Below are 18,692 nucleotides of genomic sequence, written 5' to 3'. Positions count from 1 at the left end.
GTCTCCCGCGGCAGCGGACAACAGGATAGCCGGACCCGTGGGCGGATCTGCAACCGGGTACGGTCGGCATGTCGGGGGGCCATCGCGCCGCCCGTACCCACATCGACGCATCCCACCGCCCGGGAGTTTGACCATGGCAGCCAATCCGTCGTTCGACATCGTCAGCAAGGTCGACCGGCAGGAGGTCGACAACGCCTTCCACCAAGCGGAGAAGGAGCTCGGCACCCGGTTCGACTTCCGGGGAACGGGCACCACGATCACCCGTTCGGGGGAATCCGGGGTTTCGATCACCTCGGAGACGGAGGAGCGGGCCGCGGCCGCCCTCGACGTCTTCAAGGAGAAGTTGGTCAAGCGCAACATCTCGCTGAAGTCGCTGGACGCGGGCGAGCCGCGCCAGTCGGGTAAGACGTACAAGATCGACTGCAAGGTCATCGAGGGCATCGAGACCGACAAGGCCAAGGCGATCAGCAAGAAGATCCGCGACGAGGGCCCCAAGGGTGTGCAGGCGCAGATCCAGGGCGACCAACTCCGGGTGACGGGCAAGAAGCGTGACGACCTGCAGGCCGTGATCGCACTGCTCAAGCAGGAGGACTTCGGCGTCGCGTTGCAGTTCACCAACTACCGCTGACGCCGGAGCGGAGAGACGCGGGGCGGAGACCCGGGAACGAGCGATCCGCCGGTACACCCCCGCTTCCGCCCGCAGACTGGCGTCATGAGTGTCAGCGGCTGGACGGTCGGCATCGGCGTGGTGGCCGGGGCGGGCCTGGTGGTCATGGGCGTGACGATGCTGGCGACCCGTCGCATGCCCGCGGCCACCGCCCGCACGTTCCGTGACGTGCGCGCCGCGGGGCTCTACCATCTGCTCTTCGGCGTGGCACTGTTGATCCTCGTGCTCGGCCTGTATCTGCCGGGGTCCGCCGCGTCCGCGATCAGCGCGGGCCTGGCGGTGGCGTTGGCCGCGGTGGCCGTGGTGCGTTTCCGCCCGCGCGGGCGGCGATCGTCGCCCGACGACGAGGACGAGGAGGGCCGTTGATCGAGCCGGTTGTCGACCTGGAGTGGGTGCGCGCGGCGGGAGCGCGGATCGTTCTGGCCGATGTCCGTTGGTATCTCGACGGCCGTTCCGGTCGCGCCGCGTACGAGTCCGGGCACCTGCCGGGCGCGGTCTTCGTCGACCTGGACCGCTGGCTGGCCGGCCCGGCGTCGCCGGCCGAGGGCCGGCATCCGCTGCCGGACCCCGCGGTGTTCGCCGAGGGCATGGCCGCACTCGGCATCGGCGACGACGACATCGTCATCGGGTACGACGACGCGGGCGGGGTGGTCGCGGCCCGGCTGGTGTGGATGCTGCGGGCGACCGGCCACGACGCGGCGCTGCTCGACGGCGGAATTTCCGCGTACGGCGGTGAGCTGACCAGCGACGAGCTGCGCCGGCCGCGTGCCACGTTCACCCCGCGGCCGTGGCCGGCGCAGTGGCTGGCGGACATTTCCGCGGCGACCGATCCGTCCGTGACGGTGCTGGACGCCCGCGATCCGGCGCGATTCCGCGGTGAGGTCGAGCCGATCGATCCGCGGCCGGGGCACATTCCCGGCGCACGTAACCTGCCCTGCCGCGACAATCTCTCCGCGGACGGCCGCTTCCTGCCGGTGGCGGAGCTGCGCGAGCGATTCGCTGCGGTCGGTGCGGGCGCCGACACGATCTCGTACTGCGGGTCCGGTGTGACGGCCTGCCACAACCTGCTGGCCCTGGAGTACGCGGGCCTCGGCCCGGGGCGGCTGTATCCGGGTTCCTGGTCGCAGTACAGCAGTGACCCGAGCCGTCCCGCGGCGACCGGCGCTTAGGGCGATCGGCGACGACCCTTGTGATCCGCCAACTGACGTGCGACGCGGGGTTCGCCCAGCTAGTCGGGGCGCCGCCCGGCGAGGCCGCGTGCGGTGTCCACCTCGGCCGGGCCGAAGCCCTGGTAACCGGTGTCCTCGTGCTGGCGCGCCTGCTCCTCGATCCAGCGGTTGTGCCCCTCCCAGGCGGCCTGCTTGCTGCTGCCCAGGGCGGCCCCGATCTGGGTCCAGGAGGCTCCGGCGGCCCGCGCCGAGCGGATCATCGGCTGGCGTCCGTAGCCGGCCTTGCGGATCACGACCTCGCTGAGGGCGAGAAGTTCGAGCGACTCTTCGCGGCTGAGCGGCGGCGTGTCGTCGTCGGCCGCCATCGCGGCGAGCGCGTCACGCATCCGCAACTCGTCGTAGCGGGCGGTGGCCGTGGCGAGTGTGTGTCGGCGCTCCAGTTCATCGGGTGAGGCCATACCGCAGTCTTTCGTCAAGCGAGCCTGACGTCAAGCCATCCTGACGAGAATGGCCAGAATGGTCTCACTTCTCCCGTTAAATCGGACCTAAAGCTGCCAATTTTGCGGGTCGGGATTGCGCAAGTAACTCAGCCGTTCAGCCAGGATTTTGGGATGTGCGGCTTCGAGGGGCCTGTGGACACTGCCCGACGGACAAGGGGTGTGGCACCATCATGGAACCCCCCACCGGATACGAGATTTCCCAATAGGAGCACAACATGTCTGCAAGGAAGCTGAGCCGCTTCGCCGGCTTGGTTTTCGTGCTCGCCGCCCTGCTCGGCGGTGCTGGCGCCGCGACCGTGGCCGCAGAGCACGGGACCGGGGGATCGGCCACCGCGGCCACCCAGCACCTGCTGGGCGACACCGTCTGGTCCTGACACCAGTCGCGCCCTCCGGGGCGCGGCCGCACCGGATCGATTGATCGAGGAGCGCCATGACCGGGCGTCGGCCGTCGCCGCGGCGTTCGCCGGAGTACGCGTGGTTGATCACGGCGCCCCTCGCCGCGTTCGCGTTCATCTGCGCTCTGATCTTCTGGATTTCCGACCCCACCTGGTATCGCGCTTGGCTCGGCGGCCTGGTTGCGCTCGCGGGCGTCATCCTGGCCGCCGTCGCCGTTCTGAACGTCCTCATCCGCCGGCAGAACACCTCGGTCGTGCTGACCGAGATCCCGCTGGTCCTGGCGATCTACTTCCTGCCCCCGATGATGGTCCTCACCGTCGTCACGATCGGTGCTGTGATCGCTCAGCTGCGGGCCCGGGTGGAACCGACCAAGCTGTGGTTCAACGTCGCCAAGTCCGGGGCCGCGACGTCGGCGGCGCTGCTCGTGGCCGCGGCCCTGCCGGACCTCCGCGGACCCCAGCCGGGCACCTGGGGAATCCTCTTCGCCGCCTGCATCACCAGCGCCATCGTTTCCCACGCCGCGGTGGGCAGCGTCATCATGCTGCTCCAGGGCCCGCAGGCCGGGCAGGGTGCGCTGCGGTCGGCGCCCGCCGCGATCGGTACGGCCTCCATCAACATCGCCGTCGGACTCGTCTTCCTGGTCGCGCTGGACGCCACCCCGTGGGCGGGCCTGCTGCTCGGTGTCCTCGTCGGTGCCGTGGTGCTGCTGTTCCGCTCGTTCGAGGGCTTCTTCCGCCAGCACCGCACCCTCGCCGACGTCTACGAACTGACGCTGGCCGTCCGCGAGCACAGCAACGACGGTGGCCTGCCCGACGTGCTGCTCGGACGGGTGCGCCGGCTCATGCGCGCCGAGTGCGCGACGCTCTGGCTGCCCGCCCAGGGCCGGCATCCGGAAGTGCTGCTCACGGCACGCGTCGACGACGCGGGGCTGCTCGACATCTCGCCCACCCCGACCGCCGTCCGCGAGCGTGCGCTCGCCGGCCAGCACGCGATCGCGGTGGGCGCCGCCTTCGACGACACCGCGGATCTCCGGCACACCCTGCGCGACGCGGGGGTGAAGGACGTCATCGTCATCCCGCTGCGGTCCGGCCAGACGACGGTGGGCTCCCTCGAGGTGGTCAACCGCCTCGGCGAGACGCAGATCTTCCGGCAGGCCGACGTCCAGGTGCTCGAGACCATCGCCGCCCACGCCGCGGTCGCGGTGGAGAATTCGCGCCTGGTCGACCGGCTGCGCTACGACGCGTACCACGACCGGCTCACCTCGCTGCCGAACCGGCGGCGGATGACCGACGCCCTGGCGGAGTCGGTCAAGGTCCGCGCGCCGGGTGAGGTCGTGGCCGTGCTGCTCTTCGATGTGGACGGGTTGCGCGAGGTCAACGAATCCATGGGCCACTCGGCGGGCGACAAGCTGCTGACCGAGGTCGCCGAGCGGCTGCGCAACATCGCCGGCCCCGGTTCGCTGGTCGGCCGGATCGGCGGCGACGAGTTCGTGGTCACCCTGCGCGCCGAGAGCACCGAGGCGACCGTGCGGCTGGCCACGGAGATGCGCGAGCAGCTGCGCGGCCCGATGGTGGTCGGCTCGCTGACCCTCGACGTCGACACGGCCGCGGGCGTCGCGGTCCAACCCGACCACGGCGACGACCCCGAGGCCCTGCTGCGCCGCGCCGAGCTGGCCGCCAACGCGGCCAAGATGCTTCCGTACGGGGTGCAGCTGTTCCATCCCGCGCTGGAGTCCCGGGCGGTGCGTCGCCTCGGTCTGGCCGCCGACCTGCGGCGCGCGCTGGACAACGGCGAACTCGACGTCTACTTCCAGCCCAAGGTCAGGCTGTCCGACCGGCACCTGGTCGGGGTCGAGTGCCTCGCCCGCTGGCAGCACCCGGCACACGGAGAGGTGGCGCCGGAGGACTTCATCGCGGTCGCCGAGCACACCGGCCAGTTGCACCGGCTCACCGAGGTGGTGCTCACGATGGGGCTGCGCCGGTGCCGGGCCTGGGCGGACGCCGACCGCCCACTGTCCATCGCGGTCAACCTGTCCGCGCGCACGCTGCTCGACAGCCGGTTCCCCGAGCTGGTGCACCGGTTGATCAAGGAGTATCGCGTCCCGCCGTCGCAGATCACGTTCGAGATCTCCGAGCCGGGCATGCTGGGCGAGATCGAGCGGGCCCTACCCACCCTGTACCGGTTGCGGGATCTCGGGGTACGCCTGTCCGTCGACGACTTCGGTACGGGCGCCTCGTCGCTGTCCTACCTGCGCCAGCTGCCGGTGCAGGAGGTGAAGATCGACGACAGCTTCGTCCAGGGCATGGCGACCGACACCGGCGACCTGGCGATCGTGCGCGCGGTGATCAGTCTGTCCCGTGAGTTCGGGCTCACCGTGGTGGCCGAGGGCGTGGAGAGCGAGCTGACCCTGGAGCTGCTGGAGGAGATGGGCTGCGAGATCGGCCAGGGCTACCTGTTCAGCCGCCCCCTGCCGTACGAGCGCCTGGAGGCCTGGTTCAGCGCCCAGACCGAGCCCGAGTCCACCCCGACGGGCGAGGTCAGGCGCCTGCGCGCGGTGATCTGACCAGGTGCGCAGCGGCCGCCGGGTGCTACCGGACGGGGACATCCCGGGCGGGCGGGGGATCCGATTTCACCTCCGCTGAGGGGCCGTGTACTCTTACCCCTGCGCATCACGCGAGAGATCGCGCGCCCCCTTAGCTCAGTCGGCAGAGCGTCTCCATGGTAAGGAGAAGGTCTACGGTTCGATTCCGTAAGGGGGCTCCAACCGGGTTCGTTTCCGCCACAGAGCTGGACTCGGCTCGGCTCGGCGGTGTAGCTCAGTTGGCAGAGCAAGCGGCTCATAATCGCTGTGTCGCCGGTTCAAGTCCGGCCACCGCTACTCATCCGGGATTCGTCCCGGATGCCGCACAAGTAAAAGGCGCTCGAGGGCGCCCGTTTTGCATGTCCGCGTAGGAACCGTCTACGCTGGCATGCCGTTAGCACCCCAGTGAGCAGGAAGGCACCCCGCCGTGGCCAAGGCGACCGACGTCCGTCCGAAGATCACCCTGGCGTGTACGGAGTGCAAGGAGCGGAACTACATCACCCGCAAGAACCGGCGCAACGACCCGGACCGCATCGAGCTGAAGAAGTTCTGCCCCCGGGACGGCAAGCACACCTTGCACCGCGAGACGCGCTGATCTCTCGTATCTGAAACTCTTCGGCGTGGCGGCGACCGTGACGGTCGCCGCCACGCCTGCTTTCTGTGCCGGTGGCGCGGTAGGTTCAGCCCATGCCCCTGGATCAGTCCTTCGTCGGCCGAAGCTTCCCGCCGACCCCGCCCTACCTGGTGGGCCGCGAAAAGATCCGTGAGTTCGCGACCGCGATCGGCGCGACAGAGCCGGAGTTTCACGACCCGGAAGCGGCCCGAGCACTCGGCTACCCGGACGTGCTGGCGCCGCCCACCTTCCCGGTGGTGGTGACCATGGCGGCGAGCCAGCAGATCGTCACCGACCCCGAGCTCGGCCTGGACTACAGCCGGGTGGTGCACGGTGACCAGCGGTTCGCCTATACCCGTCCGGTGGTCGCCGGCGACGCGCTGGTCTGCGTCAACACGATCGAGGAGATCACCACCCGGGGCGGGCACGACTTCCTCACCACCCGCACCGACGTCACCACCGAGGCCGGCGAGCCGGTCGTCACGGCCTGGTCGAAGCTCGTCCAGCGCGGGGAGGGCCACGCATGAGCGAGCGCAGCGAGGGCCGCGAGCGCATGCGAAAGGAGGCACAGCTATGAGCGGCGAGGTACTGCCGGTGCAGCGGTTCCAGGTCACTCGTGCCGACCTGGTGCGGTATGCGGGCGCTTCGGGTGACTTCAACCCGATCCACTGGAGTGACCGGGTCGCCACCGGTGTCGGTCTGCCGGGGGTGATCGCGCACGGCATGTTCACCATGGCGCTGACCGGCCGGGCCGTGACCGCCTGGGCCGGCGCGCCGGACGCGGTGGTCGAGTTCAGCGTGCGGTTCGCCCGCCCCGTTCCGGTCCCCGACACCGACGAGGGCACGGAGGTGGAGGTCTCCGCCGTGGTCAAGGAGGTCACCGACGACGGGCTGACCCGGCTCGAGCTGACCGCGACCTGTCGGGGAGAGAAAGTGCTGTCCCTGGCCAGGGCCACGATTCGTAAGCGGTGACCGGGTTCGCCCGCTCGGGACGGGGTAGGGCGAGTTGGGATTCCGAGCGGCGTACCCGTACACTGGTGCGCCGTGGGGTAACTGAACCCTGCCTTTCGTGTGCGGCATCTCGTGTGCGATTTGGTAGGACAACCCGCACAGGGGTGTAGCTCAATTGGCAGAGCAGCGGTCTCCAAAACCGCAGGCTGCAGGTTCAAGTCCTGTCACCCCTGCGCAACCGATCGGCGTGGCTGCCGGCGCGTCGCGCCGGACCGCCGGCGGCGGTCCGCCCGGCGCGGGCGGCCGGCACGAGCCCAGCGCACAACCAGGCGCTGACGCGACATCCACCGACGACGGGAAGAGGGCGAAGTGGCCGAGAGGAAGCGACCCGGTGACGACGCCGCGGACGGCCGCCCCGACAACGAGGTGCCCGATGACGCGACGTTCGAGGACGCGGCCGTCGAGGACGACCTCGTCGAGGACGACGAGCCGGTAAGCCGTGGCGGCACAGCCGTCCGTGAGCGCAAGGCGAGCGCTGAGAGCCCCAAGGCGAAGAAGGAAGGCCGGGTCGGCATCTTCGGCCGGATCGGTGGGTTCTTCCGCGAGGTCGTCAGCGAACTACGTAAGGTCATCTGGCCGACGCGTAAGGAACTGCTGACCTACACCGGCGTCGTGATCGCGTTCGTCGCCATCATGACGGCGATCGTGGCTGTGCTGGACTTCGGGTTCGCCAAGGCGGTCCTGTTCGCCTTCGGCGGCAAGAGCAGCTGACATTACGGAAGTGAGCGAGCGTGCCTGAGTACGACGAGACCGCCGACGAGCAGTCCTCGGTGGCCACGGCGGCCACCGACGAGTCGGTCGAGGCCGCCGGCACCGTGGAGACTGCCGCCCCGGAGGCGGACGACGACTACGACCCCGTGGCCGAGCTGCGGCAGAAGCTGCGTTACGCGCCCGGCGACTGGTACGTGGTGCATTCGTACGCCGGCTACGAGAACAAGGTGAAGACCAACCTCGAGACCCGGATCACCAGCCTCGACATGGAGGACTTCATCTTCCAGGTCGAGGTGCCGACCCGCGAAGAGGTCGAGGTCAAGAACGGCAAGCGCCTCCAGGTGCAGAACAAGGTCTTCCCCGGCTACATCCTGGTCCGGATGGACCTGACCCCGGAGTCGTACTCGTGCGTGCGCAACACGCCCGGGGTGACCGGCTTCGTGGGCTCGACGGACCGCGTCGACCGTCCGGCACCGCTGTCGCTCGACGAGGTGCTGAAGTGGCTGGCCCCGGCGGTCGAGGCCGAGGAGAAGAAGGCCAAGCCTGAGGTCCGGGTGCTGGACTTCGAGGTGGGCGACTCGGTCACCGTGACCGACGGCGCGTTCGCGTCGCTGCCGGCCTCGATCAGTGAGATCAACGCGGACCAGCAGAAGCTGAAGGTCCTGGTGTCGATCTTCGGCCGGGAGACCCCGGTCGAGCTGAACTTCAACCAGGTCACCAAGATCTAGCAACACCGCAAGGCGTGGGAGGGGCGCGATCGGCGCGCTCCGCCATCTACCACAGGAGTACAGAGAACATGCAGCGCAGCAAGGGCTACCGCAAGGCGGCCGAGCAGATCGACGCCACCAAGCTCTACGAGCCCGCCGACGCCATCAAGCTGGCGAAGGATACGAGCCCGACGAAGTTCGACGCCACGGTCGAGGTCGCGATGCGGCTCGGTGTGGACCCGCGCAAGGCGGACCAGATGGTCCGTGGCACGGTCAACCTGCCGCACGGCACCGGTAAGACTGCACGGGTGATCGTCTTCGCCCAGGGCCCGAAGGCCGAGGAGGCCGCGGCCGCCGGTGCCGACGAGGTCGGCACGGACGAACTGGTTGCCCGCATCCAGGGCGGCTGGCTGGACTTCGACGCCGCGATCGCCACGCCGGACCAGATGGCCAAGATCGGTCGGATCGCCCGCATCCTCGGCCCCCGCGGCCTGATGCCGAACCCGAAGACCGGCACGGTGACCATGGACGTCAGCAAGGCCGTCTCGGACATCAAGGGTGGCAAGATCACCTTCCGGGTGGACAAGCACTCGAACCTGCACCTGATCATCGGCAAGGCGTCGTTCTCGGCCGACCAGCTGATCGACAACTACGCCGCGGTGCTCGACGAGGTGCTGCGCGCGAAGCCGTCCGCGGCCAAGGGCAAGTACCTCAAGAAGGTCACCGTGACCACGACCATGGGCCCTGGCGTCCAGATCGACCCGAACGTGGTGAAGAACCTGCGTGAGGGTGCTGACGTCTGACGTCGCGCGAATCGCGCCGAAAGCCCCCGGGGATCCCCGGGGGCTTTCGTGTGTCCGGGGCGGCCTGCGCCGGGGCGGGGGTGATACCGAAAGCCCGCCAGGCACGGGATGGGCGGATTTGGCTTTCGCGGGCGGTGCCGCGTACTCTTCTCCTCGAAGTTCCACCCACAGACCGCCGGTCGCCGTGGCATCCGTCGTTGGACAGTTCAGTCTCCGACAGAGGCCGCAGCCGAAGGCCCCGCACATGCGGGCGGCCCGCGCAGGGGAGAACGGTTCGCGACCATCGTCTGCGAGTCGCGGTCCTAGCCGGCCGTGTCTGGCCGTCAATGTCCGCCCCGTGCGCTCACCTGCGCCGGGGCGTTTCTCGTGTTCGGGCCCGGGACCCTGCCGGCGGCTCGAGCAAGGAGAGAGGAGGGACATGGCGGACAAGCCGGTCCGGGCCGACAAGGCCACTGCCGTTGCCGAACTGACGGACCAGTTCCGGAACTCGAAGGCAGCCGTGTTGACCGAGTACCGCGGTCTCACGGTCGCCCAGCTCACCGAGCTGCGGCGTGCGCTCGGCAAGGAGACCACGTACTCCGTGTCGAAGAACACGCTCGCGAAGCGGGCGGCGACCGAGGCGGGCATCGAGGGCCTCGACGAGCTGTTCACCGGTCCTACCGCGCTCGCCTTCGTCGGCGGTGACCCGGTCGAGGCGGCCAAGGGCCTGCGGGCCTTCGCCAAGGCCCACCCGGTCATGGTCATCAAGGGCGGCGTCTTCGAGGGCAAGGCCATCACGGCCGCCGAGGTCAACAAGATCGCTGACCTGGAGTCCCGCGAGGTGCTGCTGGCCAAGCTGGCCGGTGCCATGAAGGGCAACCTGACCAAGGCGGCGGGCCTGTTCCAGGCGCCGCTGTCGCAGGTCGCCCGCCTGGCGGCGGCGCTGCAGGACAAGAAGAGCGCAGAGGGTTCCGCAGAGGGCTGAGGCCCTGCGCGGAGTTTGACTTTTCATTTTCGGAAACAAGGAAAGGACGCCAGACATGGCGAAGCTCAGCACTGCGGAGCTGCTCGACGCGTTCAAGGACATGACGCTGATCGAGCTCTCGGAGTTCGTGAAGCAGTTCGAGGAGACCTTCGAGGTCACCGCGGCCGCTCCCGTGGCCGTCGCGGCCGCCCCGGCTGCCGGTGGCGGCGCGGCCGAGGCCGAGGCCGAGAAGGACTCCTTCGACGTCGTTCTGGAGAGCGACGGCGGCAAGAAGATCCAGGTCATCAAGGTCGTGCGTGAGCTGACCGGCCTGGGCCTCAAGGAGGCCAAGGACGCCGTCGAGGGTGCCCCCAAGGCGATCCTGGAGGGTGTCAACAAGGAGAAGGCCGAGGCTGCCAAGGCCAAGCTCGAGGGCGAAGGCGCCAAGGTTACGCTCAAGTGAGCTAACGCTCCGTAAGGCGAGGGTGGAGGTCCGTTCAGGGCCTCCACCCTCGTTGTTTCTCGCGGTGGTTATGCAGGTCAGGAGTGGTTTCGGTGCCAGTCAGTTTGTTGACCGACAATTCCGGCTAACCTATACCGGGCGTGCGTTATGGTCGCTATGCCGCGTCCGTGGGGCGACGGCACGGCGCCGAGACTCTTGACTGTGTGTCCGCTGGCAGGCACGCTGACATCAGCAAGTTTCCGCGCTTGCGACAGCCCGCCTGTGGGTACACCGAGACGAACGGGACCCCGCGGACGGCACGAGGAGAGACGCCGCGTTCCAGAGCGGCCCCGCATGCGGCACCGGCCCCCGGAGGCGCCGGCAGGAGGCCGCGGGGACACGTTCCGCAGCGCCCCTCGGCGAGGGCTGGACAGCGGTTAGCCGAGCGGCTACACTGCTAGTTTGCGCTGCCTTCTGTCTTGCGCCCTGCCAGGATATCCATCCGGATAAATTCCTGGGGGGTCCATTGGAGTGCACGCAGCCAGAAAGTGCACGCCGACAGTTGCATACCGCAGCCGCCCAACGCAGCTCAGCCGCATCAGCAGCACCGGTCCTCGGAAGGACGCATCTTGGCAGCTTCCCGCCCTGCGAAGACCAGTCGTACGTCGAGCGCATACGCTCCCCGCCGCATCTCGTTCGGCAGGATCACCGAGCAACTTGAGGTACCCAACCTCCTCGCCATCCAGACCGAGTCCTTCGACTGGCTGGTTGGGAACGAGGCTTGGCAGGCTCGCTCGGCGGACGACCCGCACGCCCACTCGGGCCTCGCAGAGATCCTCGAAGAGATCAGTCCCATTGAGGACTTCTCCGGCACAATGTCGCTGTCCTTCTCGTCTCCCCGATTCGACGAGGTCAAGGCCTCGATCGAGGAGTGCAAGGAGAAGGATCTGACCTACTGCGCCCCGCTGTTCGTGACCGCCGAATTCACCAACAACACCACTGGCGAGATCAAGAGCCAGACCGTGTTCATGGGTGACTTCCCGATGATGACCCCCAAGGGGACGTTCGTCATCAACGGCACGGAGCGGGTCGTGGTGAGTCAGCTCGTCCGCTCGCCGGGCGTGTACTTCACCAAGGAGCCGGACAAGACCTCCGACCGCGACCTGACCAGCGTCAAGGTCATCCCGAGCCGGGGTGCCTGGCTGGAGTTCGACATCGACAAGCGCGACACCGTCGGTGTTCGGATCGACCGCAAGCGCCGCCAGGCCGTCACCGTCCTGCTCAAGGCGATCGGCTGGTCGGCCGACCAGATCCGCGAGCGCTTCGGGTGGTCCGAGCTGCTCATGACCACGCTGGAGAAGGACCACATCGCGGGGCAGGACGAGGCCCTGCTGGACATCTACCGCAAGCTGCGCCCGGGCGAGCCCCCGACGCGGGAGAACGCGCAGACCCTGCTCGACAACCTCTTCTTCAACCCGAAGCGGTATGACGTCGCCAAGGTCGGCCGGTACAAGTTCAACAAGAAGCTCGAGATCGACGTCCCGATCCACCAGGGGACGCTGACCGAGGAAGACGTTGTCCGCACCGTCGAGTACCTCTGCCGCCTGCACGCGGGCGAGGAGGGCTACGAGGCCGACGACATCGACCACTTCGGCAACCGGCGCCTGCGTACGGTCGGCGAGCTCATCCAGAACCAGGTCCGCGTGGGCCTGTCCCGGATGGAGCGCGTCGTCCGCGAGCGCATGACGACCCAGGACGTCGAGGCGATCACGCCGCAGACCCTGATCAACATCCGCCCGGTGGTGGCGGCGATCAAGGAGTTCTTCGGTACGTCGCAGCTGTCCCAGTTCATGGACCAGACCAACCCGCTGGCGGGCCTGACCCACCGGCGCCGGCTGAGCGCGCTCGGCCCGGGTGGTCTGTCCCGGGAGCGGGCCGGCTTCGAGGTCCGTGACGTGCACCCGTCGCACTACGGCCGGATGTGCCCGATCGAGACGCCCGAGGGCCCGAACATCGGCCTGATCGGGGCGTTGTCGACGTTCGCGCGGGTCAACCCGTTCGGCTTCATCGAGACGCCGTACCGGCGGGTCGACAACGGCCGGGTCACCGACGAGGTCGACTACCTGACCGCCGACGAGGAAGACCGGTTCATCAAGGCGCAGGCCAACGCCCCGCTCTCCAGCGACGGCACCTTCGCCGAGGACCGCGTCCTGGTCCGCCGGAAGGGCGGTGAGGTCGACTACGTGCCCGGCACGCAGGTCGACTACATGGACGTCTCGCCGCGGCAGATGACCTCGGTCGCCACCGCGATGATCCCGTTCCTCGAGCACGACGACGCCAACCGTGCCCTCATGGGCGCGAACATGCAGCGCCAGGCCGTGCCGCTGGTCAAGGCCGAGGCGCCGCTGGTCGGCACCGGCATGGAGTACCGCGCCGCGGTCGACGCCGGTGACGTGGTCGTCGCCGAGGTCGGCGGCGTGGTCGAGGACCTGTGCGCCGACTACGTGACGGTGCACCAGGACGACGGCCACCGGCGTACGTACCTGCTGCACAAGTTCCGCCGCAGCAACGCCGGCTCCTGCGTCAACCAGAAGCCGGTGGTGTTCGAGGGCGACCGGGTCGAAGCCGGCCAGGTCATCGCGGACGGCCCGTGCACCGACGACGGGGAGATGGCCCTGGGCCGCAACCTGCTCGTCGCGTTCATGTGCTGGGAGGGCCACAACTACGAGGACGCGATCATCCTGTCGCAGCGCCTCGTGCAGCAGGACGTCCTCACCTCGATCCACATCGAGGAGCACGAGGTCGACGCCCGTGACACCAAGCTCGGCCCGGAGGAGATCACCCGCGACATCCCCAACGTCAGCGAGGAGATGCTCGCCGACCTGGACGAGCGCGGCATCATCCGGATCGGTGCCGAGGTCGTGCCCGGCGACATCCTGGTCGGCAAGGTCACGCCCAAGGGCGAGACAGAGCTGACCCCGGAGGAGCGGCTGCTGCGCGCGATCTTCGGCGAGAAGGCCCGGGAGGTCCGGGACACCTCGCTGAAGGTGCCGCACGGCGAGACCGGCACGGTGATCGGCGTCCGGACGTTCTCCCGCGAGGACGGCGACGAGCTGCCGCCGGGTGTCAACGAGCTGGTCCGCGTGTACGTGGCGCAGAAGCGCAAGATTCAGGACGGCGACAAGCTCGCCGGCCGCCACGGCAACAAGGGCGTCATCTCGAAGATCCTGCCGGTCGAGGACATGCCGTTCCTGGAGGACGGCACCCCTGTCGACATCGTGCTCAACCCGCTCGGTGTGCCGAGCCGGATGAACATCGGCCAGGTCCTGGAGACCCACCTCGGGTGGATCGCCAAGACCGGCTGGTCGGTGGACGGCGAGGACGACGACTGGAAGCGCCAGCTGCGGGCGATCGACGCGCACGAGTCGCCGGCCGACTCGAACGTGGCGACCCCGGTCTTCGACGGTGCCCGCGAGGAGGAGATCAAGGGCCTGCTCGAGTCGACCCTGGTCAACCGCGATGGTCAGCGGCTGGTCAACGGCGACGGTAAGGCGCAGCTGTTCGACGGCCGCTCCGGCGAGCCGCTGCCGGACCCGATCTCGGTCGGGTACGTCTACATCCTGAAGCTGAACCACCTGGTCGACGACAAGATCCACGCACGGTCGACCGGTCCGTACTCCATGATCACGCAGCAGCCGCTGGGCGGTAAGGCCCAGTTCGGTGGCCAGCGGTTCGGTGAGATGGAGTGCTGGGCGATGCAGGCCTACGGGGCGGCGTACGCCCTGCAGGAGCTGCTGACCATCAAGTCCGACGACGTGCTCGGCCGCGTGAAGGTGTACGAGGCCATCGTCAAGGGCGAGAACATCCCGGAGCCGGGAATCCCCGAGTCGTTCAAGGTGCTGCTCAAGGAGCTGCAGTCGCTGTGCCTGAATGTTGAGGTGCTGTCCAGCGACGGCGTTGCTCTGGAAATGCGCGAGACCGACGACGAGGTCTTCCGGGCCGCGGAAGAACTCGGCATCGACCTGTCCCGGCGCCCGAACGAGGGCGTCAGCAGCGTCGAAGAGATCTGACGGTGAGTGTCCCCGGTGAATGATTCGCCGGGGACACCCCCGCCGGCCTGGAAACCCATCCGAGCAAGGAAACACGAGGGATAGACCAAGTGCTCGACGTCAACTTCTTCGACGAGTTGCGCATCGGCCTGGCCACCGCCGACGACATCCGGCAGTGGTCGCACGGCGAGGTCAAGAAGCCCGAGACGATCAACTACCGCACGCTCAAGCCCGAGAAGGACGGACTCTTCTGCGAGAAGATCTTCGGTCCGCAGCGGGACTGGGAGTGCTACTGCGGCAAGTACAAGCGGGTCCGGTTCAAGGGCATCATCTGTGAGCGCTGCGGCGTCGAGGTGACCCGGTCCAAGGTGCGCCGTGAGCGCATGGGGCACATCGAGCTGGCCGCGTCGGTCACGCACATCTGGTACTTCAAGGGTGTGCCGAGCCGGCTGGGCTACCTGCTCGACCTGGCTCCCAAGGACCTTGAGAAGATCATCTACTTCGCCTCGTACGTGATCACGAGCGTGGACGCCGAGGCGCGTCACCGCGACATGTCCACGATCGAGAACGAGATCTTCGCCGAGAAGCGCCAGGCCGAGAACGGCCGCGACTCCGAGATCGAGAAGCGCGCCGCCAAGCTGGAGCAGGACCTGGCCGAGCTGGAGGCCGAGGGCGCCAAGGCGGACGTACGCCGCAAGGTCAAGGAGGCTGGCGAGCGCGAGATGCGCCAGATCCGCGACAAGGCGCAGCGTGAGATCGACCGTCTCGACGAGGTGCTCGACACCTTCCGCAAGCTCGACTCGAAGCAGCTGGTCACCGACGAGCTGCTCTACCGCGAGCTGCGCGACCGCTTCGGTGAGTACTTCACCGGCGGCATGGGTGCCGAGGCGATCAAGGCCCTGCTGGAGGCCATGGACCTCGACGCCGAGGCCGAGAACCTCCGCGAGATCATCCGTACCGGCAAGGGGCAGCGCAAGATCCGGGCGCTCAAGCGGCTCAAGGTGGTCGCGGCGTTCCTGAACACGCGCAACTCGCCGCTGGGCATGGTGCTGGACTGCGTCCCGGTCATCCCGCCGGACCTGCGCCCGATGGTGCAGCTCGACGGTGGCCGCTTCGCGACCAGCGACCTGAACGACCTGTACCGCCGGGTCATCAACCGCAACAACCGGCTCAAGCGCCTGATCGACCTGGGCGCGCCCGAGATCATCGTCAACAACGAGAAGCGGATGCTGCAGGAGGCCGTCGACGCGCTGTTCGACAACGGCCGCCGCGGCCGGCCGGTCACCGGCCCGGGTAACCGCCCGCTGAAGTCGCTGTCCGACATGCTCAAGGGCAAGCAGGGCCGGTTCCGGCAGAACCTGCTGGGTAAGCGCGTCGACTACTCCGGCCGTTCCGTCATCGTCGTCGGCCCCCGGCTCAAGCTGCACCAGTGCGGCCTGCCGAAGCAGATGGCGCTGGAGCTGTTCAAGCCGTTCGTGATGAAGCGCCTGGTGGACCTCAACCACGCGCAGAACATCAAGTCGGCCAAGCGCATGGTCGAGCGTCAGCGCCCGGTCGTGTGGGACGTGCTGGAAGAGGTCATCAGCGAGCACCCCGTGCTGCTGAACCGCGCGCCGACCCTGCACCGCCTCGGCATCCAGGCCTTCGAGCCGCAGCTGGTCGAGGGCAAGGCGATCCAGATCCACCCGCTCGTCTGCACCGCGTTCAACGCGGACTTCGACGGTGACCAGATGGCGGTGCACGTGCCGCTGTCGGCCGAGGCGCAGGCCGAGGCCCGGATCCTCATGCTGTCGTCGAACAACATCCTCAAGCCGGCCGACGGCAAGCCGGTCACCATGCCCACCCAGGACATGGTCATCGGTCTGTACCACCTGACCCACCTCACGCCGGGCCAGAAGGGCGAGGGCCGCGTGTTCTCGTCCGACGCCGAGGCGCGGATGGCGTTCGACAACGGCGAGCTGCACCTGCAGGCGCCGGTGAAGATCCGGCTCCGCGACGTCGTCGGGGTGGACAACGGCGCCAAGGCCGAGCCGTGGACGGCGCCCGAGGACTGGACGGCGGGCGAGTCGGTGCTCGTGGAGACCACCCTCGGTCGGGTGATCTTCAACGAGACGCTGCCGCCGGGGTACCGGTACGTCAACTACGAGATCCGCAAGGGTCAGCTGTCGGCGATCGTCAACGACCTCGCCGAGCGCTTCCCGAAGGTCGCCCTGGCGGCCACTCTGGACGCGCTCAAGGAGGCCGGTTTCCACTGGGCCACCTGGTCCGGTGTGACGATCGGCATGGGCGACGTCATCGGTCCCCCCCGCAAGCCGGAGATCCTGAGCCGCTACCAGGTCGAGGCGGACCGGATCGACAAGCAGTACCAGCGTGGTCTGATGACCGCCGAGGAGCGTCGCGGCGAGCTGATCGAGATCTGGACCAAGGCGACCAACGAGATCTCCAAGGAGATGGAGACCGCGCTGCCGCAGGAGAACCCGCTCTGGGTGATGATCAACTCCGGCGCTCGCGGTAACCTGCTCCAGCTCCGGCAGATCGCCGCGATCCGTGGTCTGGTGGCCAACCCCAAGGGCGAGATCATCCCGCGGCCGATCACCTCGTCGTACCGCGAGGGTCTGACCGTGCTGGAGTACTTCATCTCCACGCACGGTGCCCGTAAGGGTCTGGCCGACACCGCGCTGCGGACCGCCGACTCGGGTTACCTGACCCGGCGTCTGGTGGACGTCTCGCAGGACGTCATCATCCGCGAGGAGGACTGCGGCACCGACCGCGCGATCCCGATGCAGGTGGCGGACCGGGTGGACGGTGGACTCGTCGTGCACGTGCACGCCGAGACCGGCGTGCACGCCCGGACGCTGGCCGACACCATGACGGACGCCAACGGCAACGTCGTGGTCGAGCGCGGCGAGGACCTCAACTCGATCCTGGTCGACAAGCTGGTCGCCGCGGGCATCGAGAACGTCCGGGTGCGCAGCGTGCTGACCTGCGAGTCGAAGCTGGGCGTCTGCGCGGCCTGCTACGGCCGTTCGCTGCCGACCGGCAAGTCGGTCGACATCGGCGAGGCGGTCGGCATCATCGCGGCCCAGTCCATCGGTGAGCCGGGTACGCAGCTGACGATGCGTACCTTCCACACCGGTGGTGTCGCGGGTGAGGACATCACCCAGGGTCTGCCGCGTGTGCAGGAGATCTTCGAGGCCCGCGTGCCCAAGGGCAAGGCGCCCATCGCCGACACCCCGGGCCGCATCCGCATCGAGGACGGCGAGCGCTCGCGGAAGATCGTCGTGATCCCGGACGACGGCAGCGACGAGATCGTGTACGACAAGATCTCGAAGCGCGTGAAGCTGCGGGCGCACGACGGCGACCACGTCGAGGTCGGCGAGAAGCTCACCGAGGGCACCATCGACCCGCACGAGCTGCTGCGGATCATGGGTCCGCGGGCGGTCCAGGTCCACCTGACCCAGGAGGTCCAGGAGGTCTACCGCTCGCAGGGTGTGCTCATCCACGACAAGCACATCGAGATCATCATCCGCCAGATGCTCAAGCGGGTGACGGTCATCGACTCCGGCGCGACAGAGTTCCTGCCGGGCGTGCTGGTCGACCGGGCGCTGTTCGAGTCGGAGAACCGCCGGCTCGTCGGCGAGGGTGGCGAGCCCGCCGCCGGTCGTCCCGTACTGATGGGTATCACCAAGGCCTCGCTGGCCACCGACTCCTGGCTCTCGGCGGCCTCCTTCCAGGAGACCACCCGGGTGCTGACCGACGCGGCGATCAACTCGCGCAGCGACTCGCTCGTCGGCCTCAAGGAGAACGTCATCATCGGCAAGCTCATCCCGGCCGGTACGGGCATCAGCAAGTACCGCAACATCCGGGTCGAGCCCACCGAGGAGGCAAAGGCCAAGGTGTACTCGATGACCGGGTACCCGGAGACCGACTACGGGTTCGGGCCGGCCAGCGGGCAGGCCGTGCCGCTGGACGACTTCGACTTCGGGTCGTACCGCTAAGAGTTTCCGGCTGGACGCCGGGGGCGGCCGCGCGATGCGCGGCCGCCCCTTCGGCGTTCCTAAGATGGCCTGGTGACCCTTCCCGCCGGCGTCCCGACCCGC

Annotated in this window: 16 protein-coding genes and 3 tRNA genes; 18 read left to right on the top strand and 1 reads right to left on the bottom strand. The window is 68.4% G+C overall.

Features of this window, described 5'->3' with window-relative positions:
• Positions 1-133 precede the first annotated feature (133 nt).
• The 3 genes from ACMCNN_RS26500 (at position 134) to ACMCNN_RS26490 (ending at position 1,836) form a co-directional block, all read left to right on the top strand.
• Entirely contained in the window at positions 134-628 is a 495-nt protein-coding gene (locus tag ACMCNN_RS26500) for a YajQ family cyclic di-GMP-binding protein (protein WP_412743204.1), read from the top strand.
• A gap of 84 nt (positions 629-712) precedes the next feature.
• On the top strand, positions 713-1,033 hold the full coding sequence (locus ACMCNN_RS26495; protein WP_412743203.1) for a hypothetical protein: 321 nt from the start codon (positions 713-715) through the stop codon (positions 1,031-1,033).
• The gene (locus ACMCNN_RS26490; protein WP_412743202.1) at positions 1,030-1,836 is read left to right on the top strand and encodes a sulfurtransferase; all 807 of its coding nucleotides are present in this window, start codon (positions 1,030-1,032) and stop codon (positions 1,834-1,836) included. Before ACMCNN_RS26495 ends, ACMCNN_RS26490 begins: the two co-directional genes overlap by 4 nt.
• Before the next feature lie 59 nt (positions 1,837-1,895).
• On the opposite strand, the gene ACMCNN_RS26485 is transcribed toward ACMCNN_RS26490, so the two are convergent.
• Positions 1,896-2,294: a hypothetical protein gene (locus ACMCNN_RS26485; RefSeq protein WP_412743201.1), complete on the bottom strand. Its 399-nt coding sequence runs from the start codon at positions 2,292-2,294 to the stop codon at positions 1,896-1,898.
• Between the two features lie 257 nt (positions 2,295-2,551).
• Between ACMCNN_RS26485 and ACMCNN_RS26480 the strand changes: the two genes are divergently transcribed.
• From ACMCNN_RS26480 to ACMCNN_RS26410, 15 genes are all read left to right on the top strand, one after another.
• Positions 2,552-2,710 carry a hypothetical protein gene (locus ACMCNN_RS26480; RefSeq protein ID WP_412743200.1) on the top strand — a complete coding sequence of 53 codons (159 nt, stop codon included), beginning with the start codon at positions 2,552-2,554 and terminating at the stop codon, positions 2,708-2,710.
• A gap of 56 nt (positions 2,711-2,766) precedes the next feature.
• Positions 2,767-5,295, top strand: a complete 2,529-nt coding sequence (locus ACMCNN_RS26475; RefSeq protein WP_412743199.1) for a putative bifunctional diguanylate cyclase/phosphodiesterase — start codon at positions 2,767-2,769, stop codon at positions 5,293-5,295.
• Between the two features lie 124 nt (positions 5,296-5,419).
• Positions 5,420-5,495: transfer RNA gene (locus ACMCNN_RS26470), tRNA-Thr, on the top strand.
• Positions 5,496-5,537: 42 nt separating this feature from the next.
• Positions 5,538-5,610 (top strand) — tRNA-Met (locus tag ACMCNN_RS26465).
• A gap of 130 nt (positions 5,611-5,740) precedes the next feature.
• Positions 5,741-5,908, top strand: coding sequence for a 50S ribosomal protein L33 (rpmG, locus tag ACMCNN_RS26460; RefSeq protein WP_067495822.1), 168 nt, complete (start codon positions 5,741-5,743; stop codon positions 5,906-5,908).
• Positions 5,909-6,000: 92 nt separating this feature from the next.
• A complete protein-coding gene (locus tag ACMCNN_RS26455) occupies positions 6,001-6,453 on the top strand; it encodes a MaoC family dehydratase N-terminal domain-containing protein (RefSeq protein ID WP_412743198.1) in 453 nt (150 codons plus the stop codon).
• A gap of 46 nt (positions 6,454-6,499) precedes the next feature.
• Positions 6,500-6,898: a MaoC/PaaZ C-terminal domain-containing protein gene (locus ACMCNN_RS26450; protein WP_412743197.1), complete on the top strand. Its 399-nt coding sequence runs from the start codon at positions 6,500-6,502 to the stop codon at positions 6,896-6,898.
• 139 nt (positions 6,899-7,037) lie between these two features.
• Positions 7,038-7,110, top strand: a tRNA-Trp gene (locus tag ACMCNN_RS26445).
• A 136-nt stretch (positions 7,111-7,246) separates the two neighbouring features.
• Positions 7,247-7,648, top strand: a complete 402-nt coding sequence (secE, locus tag ACMCNN_RS26440; RefSeq protein WP_412743196.1) for a preprotein translocase subunit SecE — start codon at positions 7,247-7,249, stop codon at positions 7,646-7,648.
• A 20-nt stretch (positions 7,649-7,668) separates the two neighbouring features.
• On the top strand, positions 7,669-8,376 hold the full coding sequence (gene nusG, locus ACMCNN_RS26435) for a transcription termination/antitermination protein NusG (RefSeq protein WP_130510622.1): 708 nt from the start codon (positions 7,669-7,671) through the stop codon (positions 8,374-8,376).
• Between the two features lie 68 nt (positions 8,377-8,444).
• Positions 8,445-9,158 carry a 50S ribosomal protein L1 gene (rplA, locus tag ACMCNN_RS26430; protein ID WP_412743195.1) on the top strand — a complete coding sequence of 238 codons (714 nt, stop codon included), beginning with the start codon at positions 8,445-8,447 and terminating at the stop codon, positions 9,156-9,158.
• 418 nt (positions 9,159-9,576) lie between these two features.
• Positions 9,577-10,122, top strand: coding sequence for a 50S ribosomal protein L10 (gene rplJ, locus ACMCNN_RS26425; RefSeq protein WP_412743194.1), 546 nt, complete (start codon positions 9,577-9,579; stop codon positions 10,120-10,122).
• 55 nt (positions 10,123-10,177) lie between these two features.
• A complete protein-coding gene (gene rplL, locus ACMCNN_RS26420; protein ID WP_412743193.1) occupies positions 10,178-10,564 on the top strand; it encodes a 50S ribosomal protein L7/L12 in 387 nt (128 codons plus the stop codon).
• Positions 10,565-11,172: 608 nt separating this feature from the next.
• On the top strand, positions 11,173-14,613 hold the full coding sequence (locus ACMCNN_RS26415) for a DNA-directed RNA polymerase subunit beta (protein ID WP_412743192.1): 3,441 nt from the start codon (positions 11,173-11,175) through the stop codon (positions 14,611-14,613).
• Between the two features lie 89 nt (positions 14,614-14,702).
• Entirely contained in the window at positions 14,703-18,590 is a 3,888-nt protein-coding gene (locus ACMCNN_RS26410; protein ID WP_412743191.1) for a DNA-directed RNA polymerase subunit beta', read from the top strand.
• The last annotated feature ends 102 nt before the right edge of the window (positions 18,591-18,692 follow it).

Origin of the sequence: Krasilnikovia sp. MM14-A1004 (assembly GCF_047159485.1) — a bacterium.
In the GTDB taxonomy this organism is placed as follows: Bacteria; Actinomycetota; Actinomycetes; order Mycobacteriales; family Micromonosporaceae; genus Actinoplanes.
The sequence above is the reverse complement of the archived record's forward strand: the minus strand, read 5'-3'. Positions and strand labels throughout refer to the sequence as shown.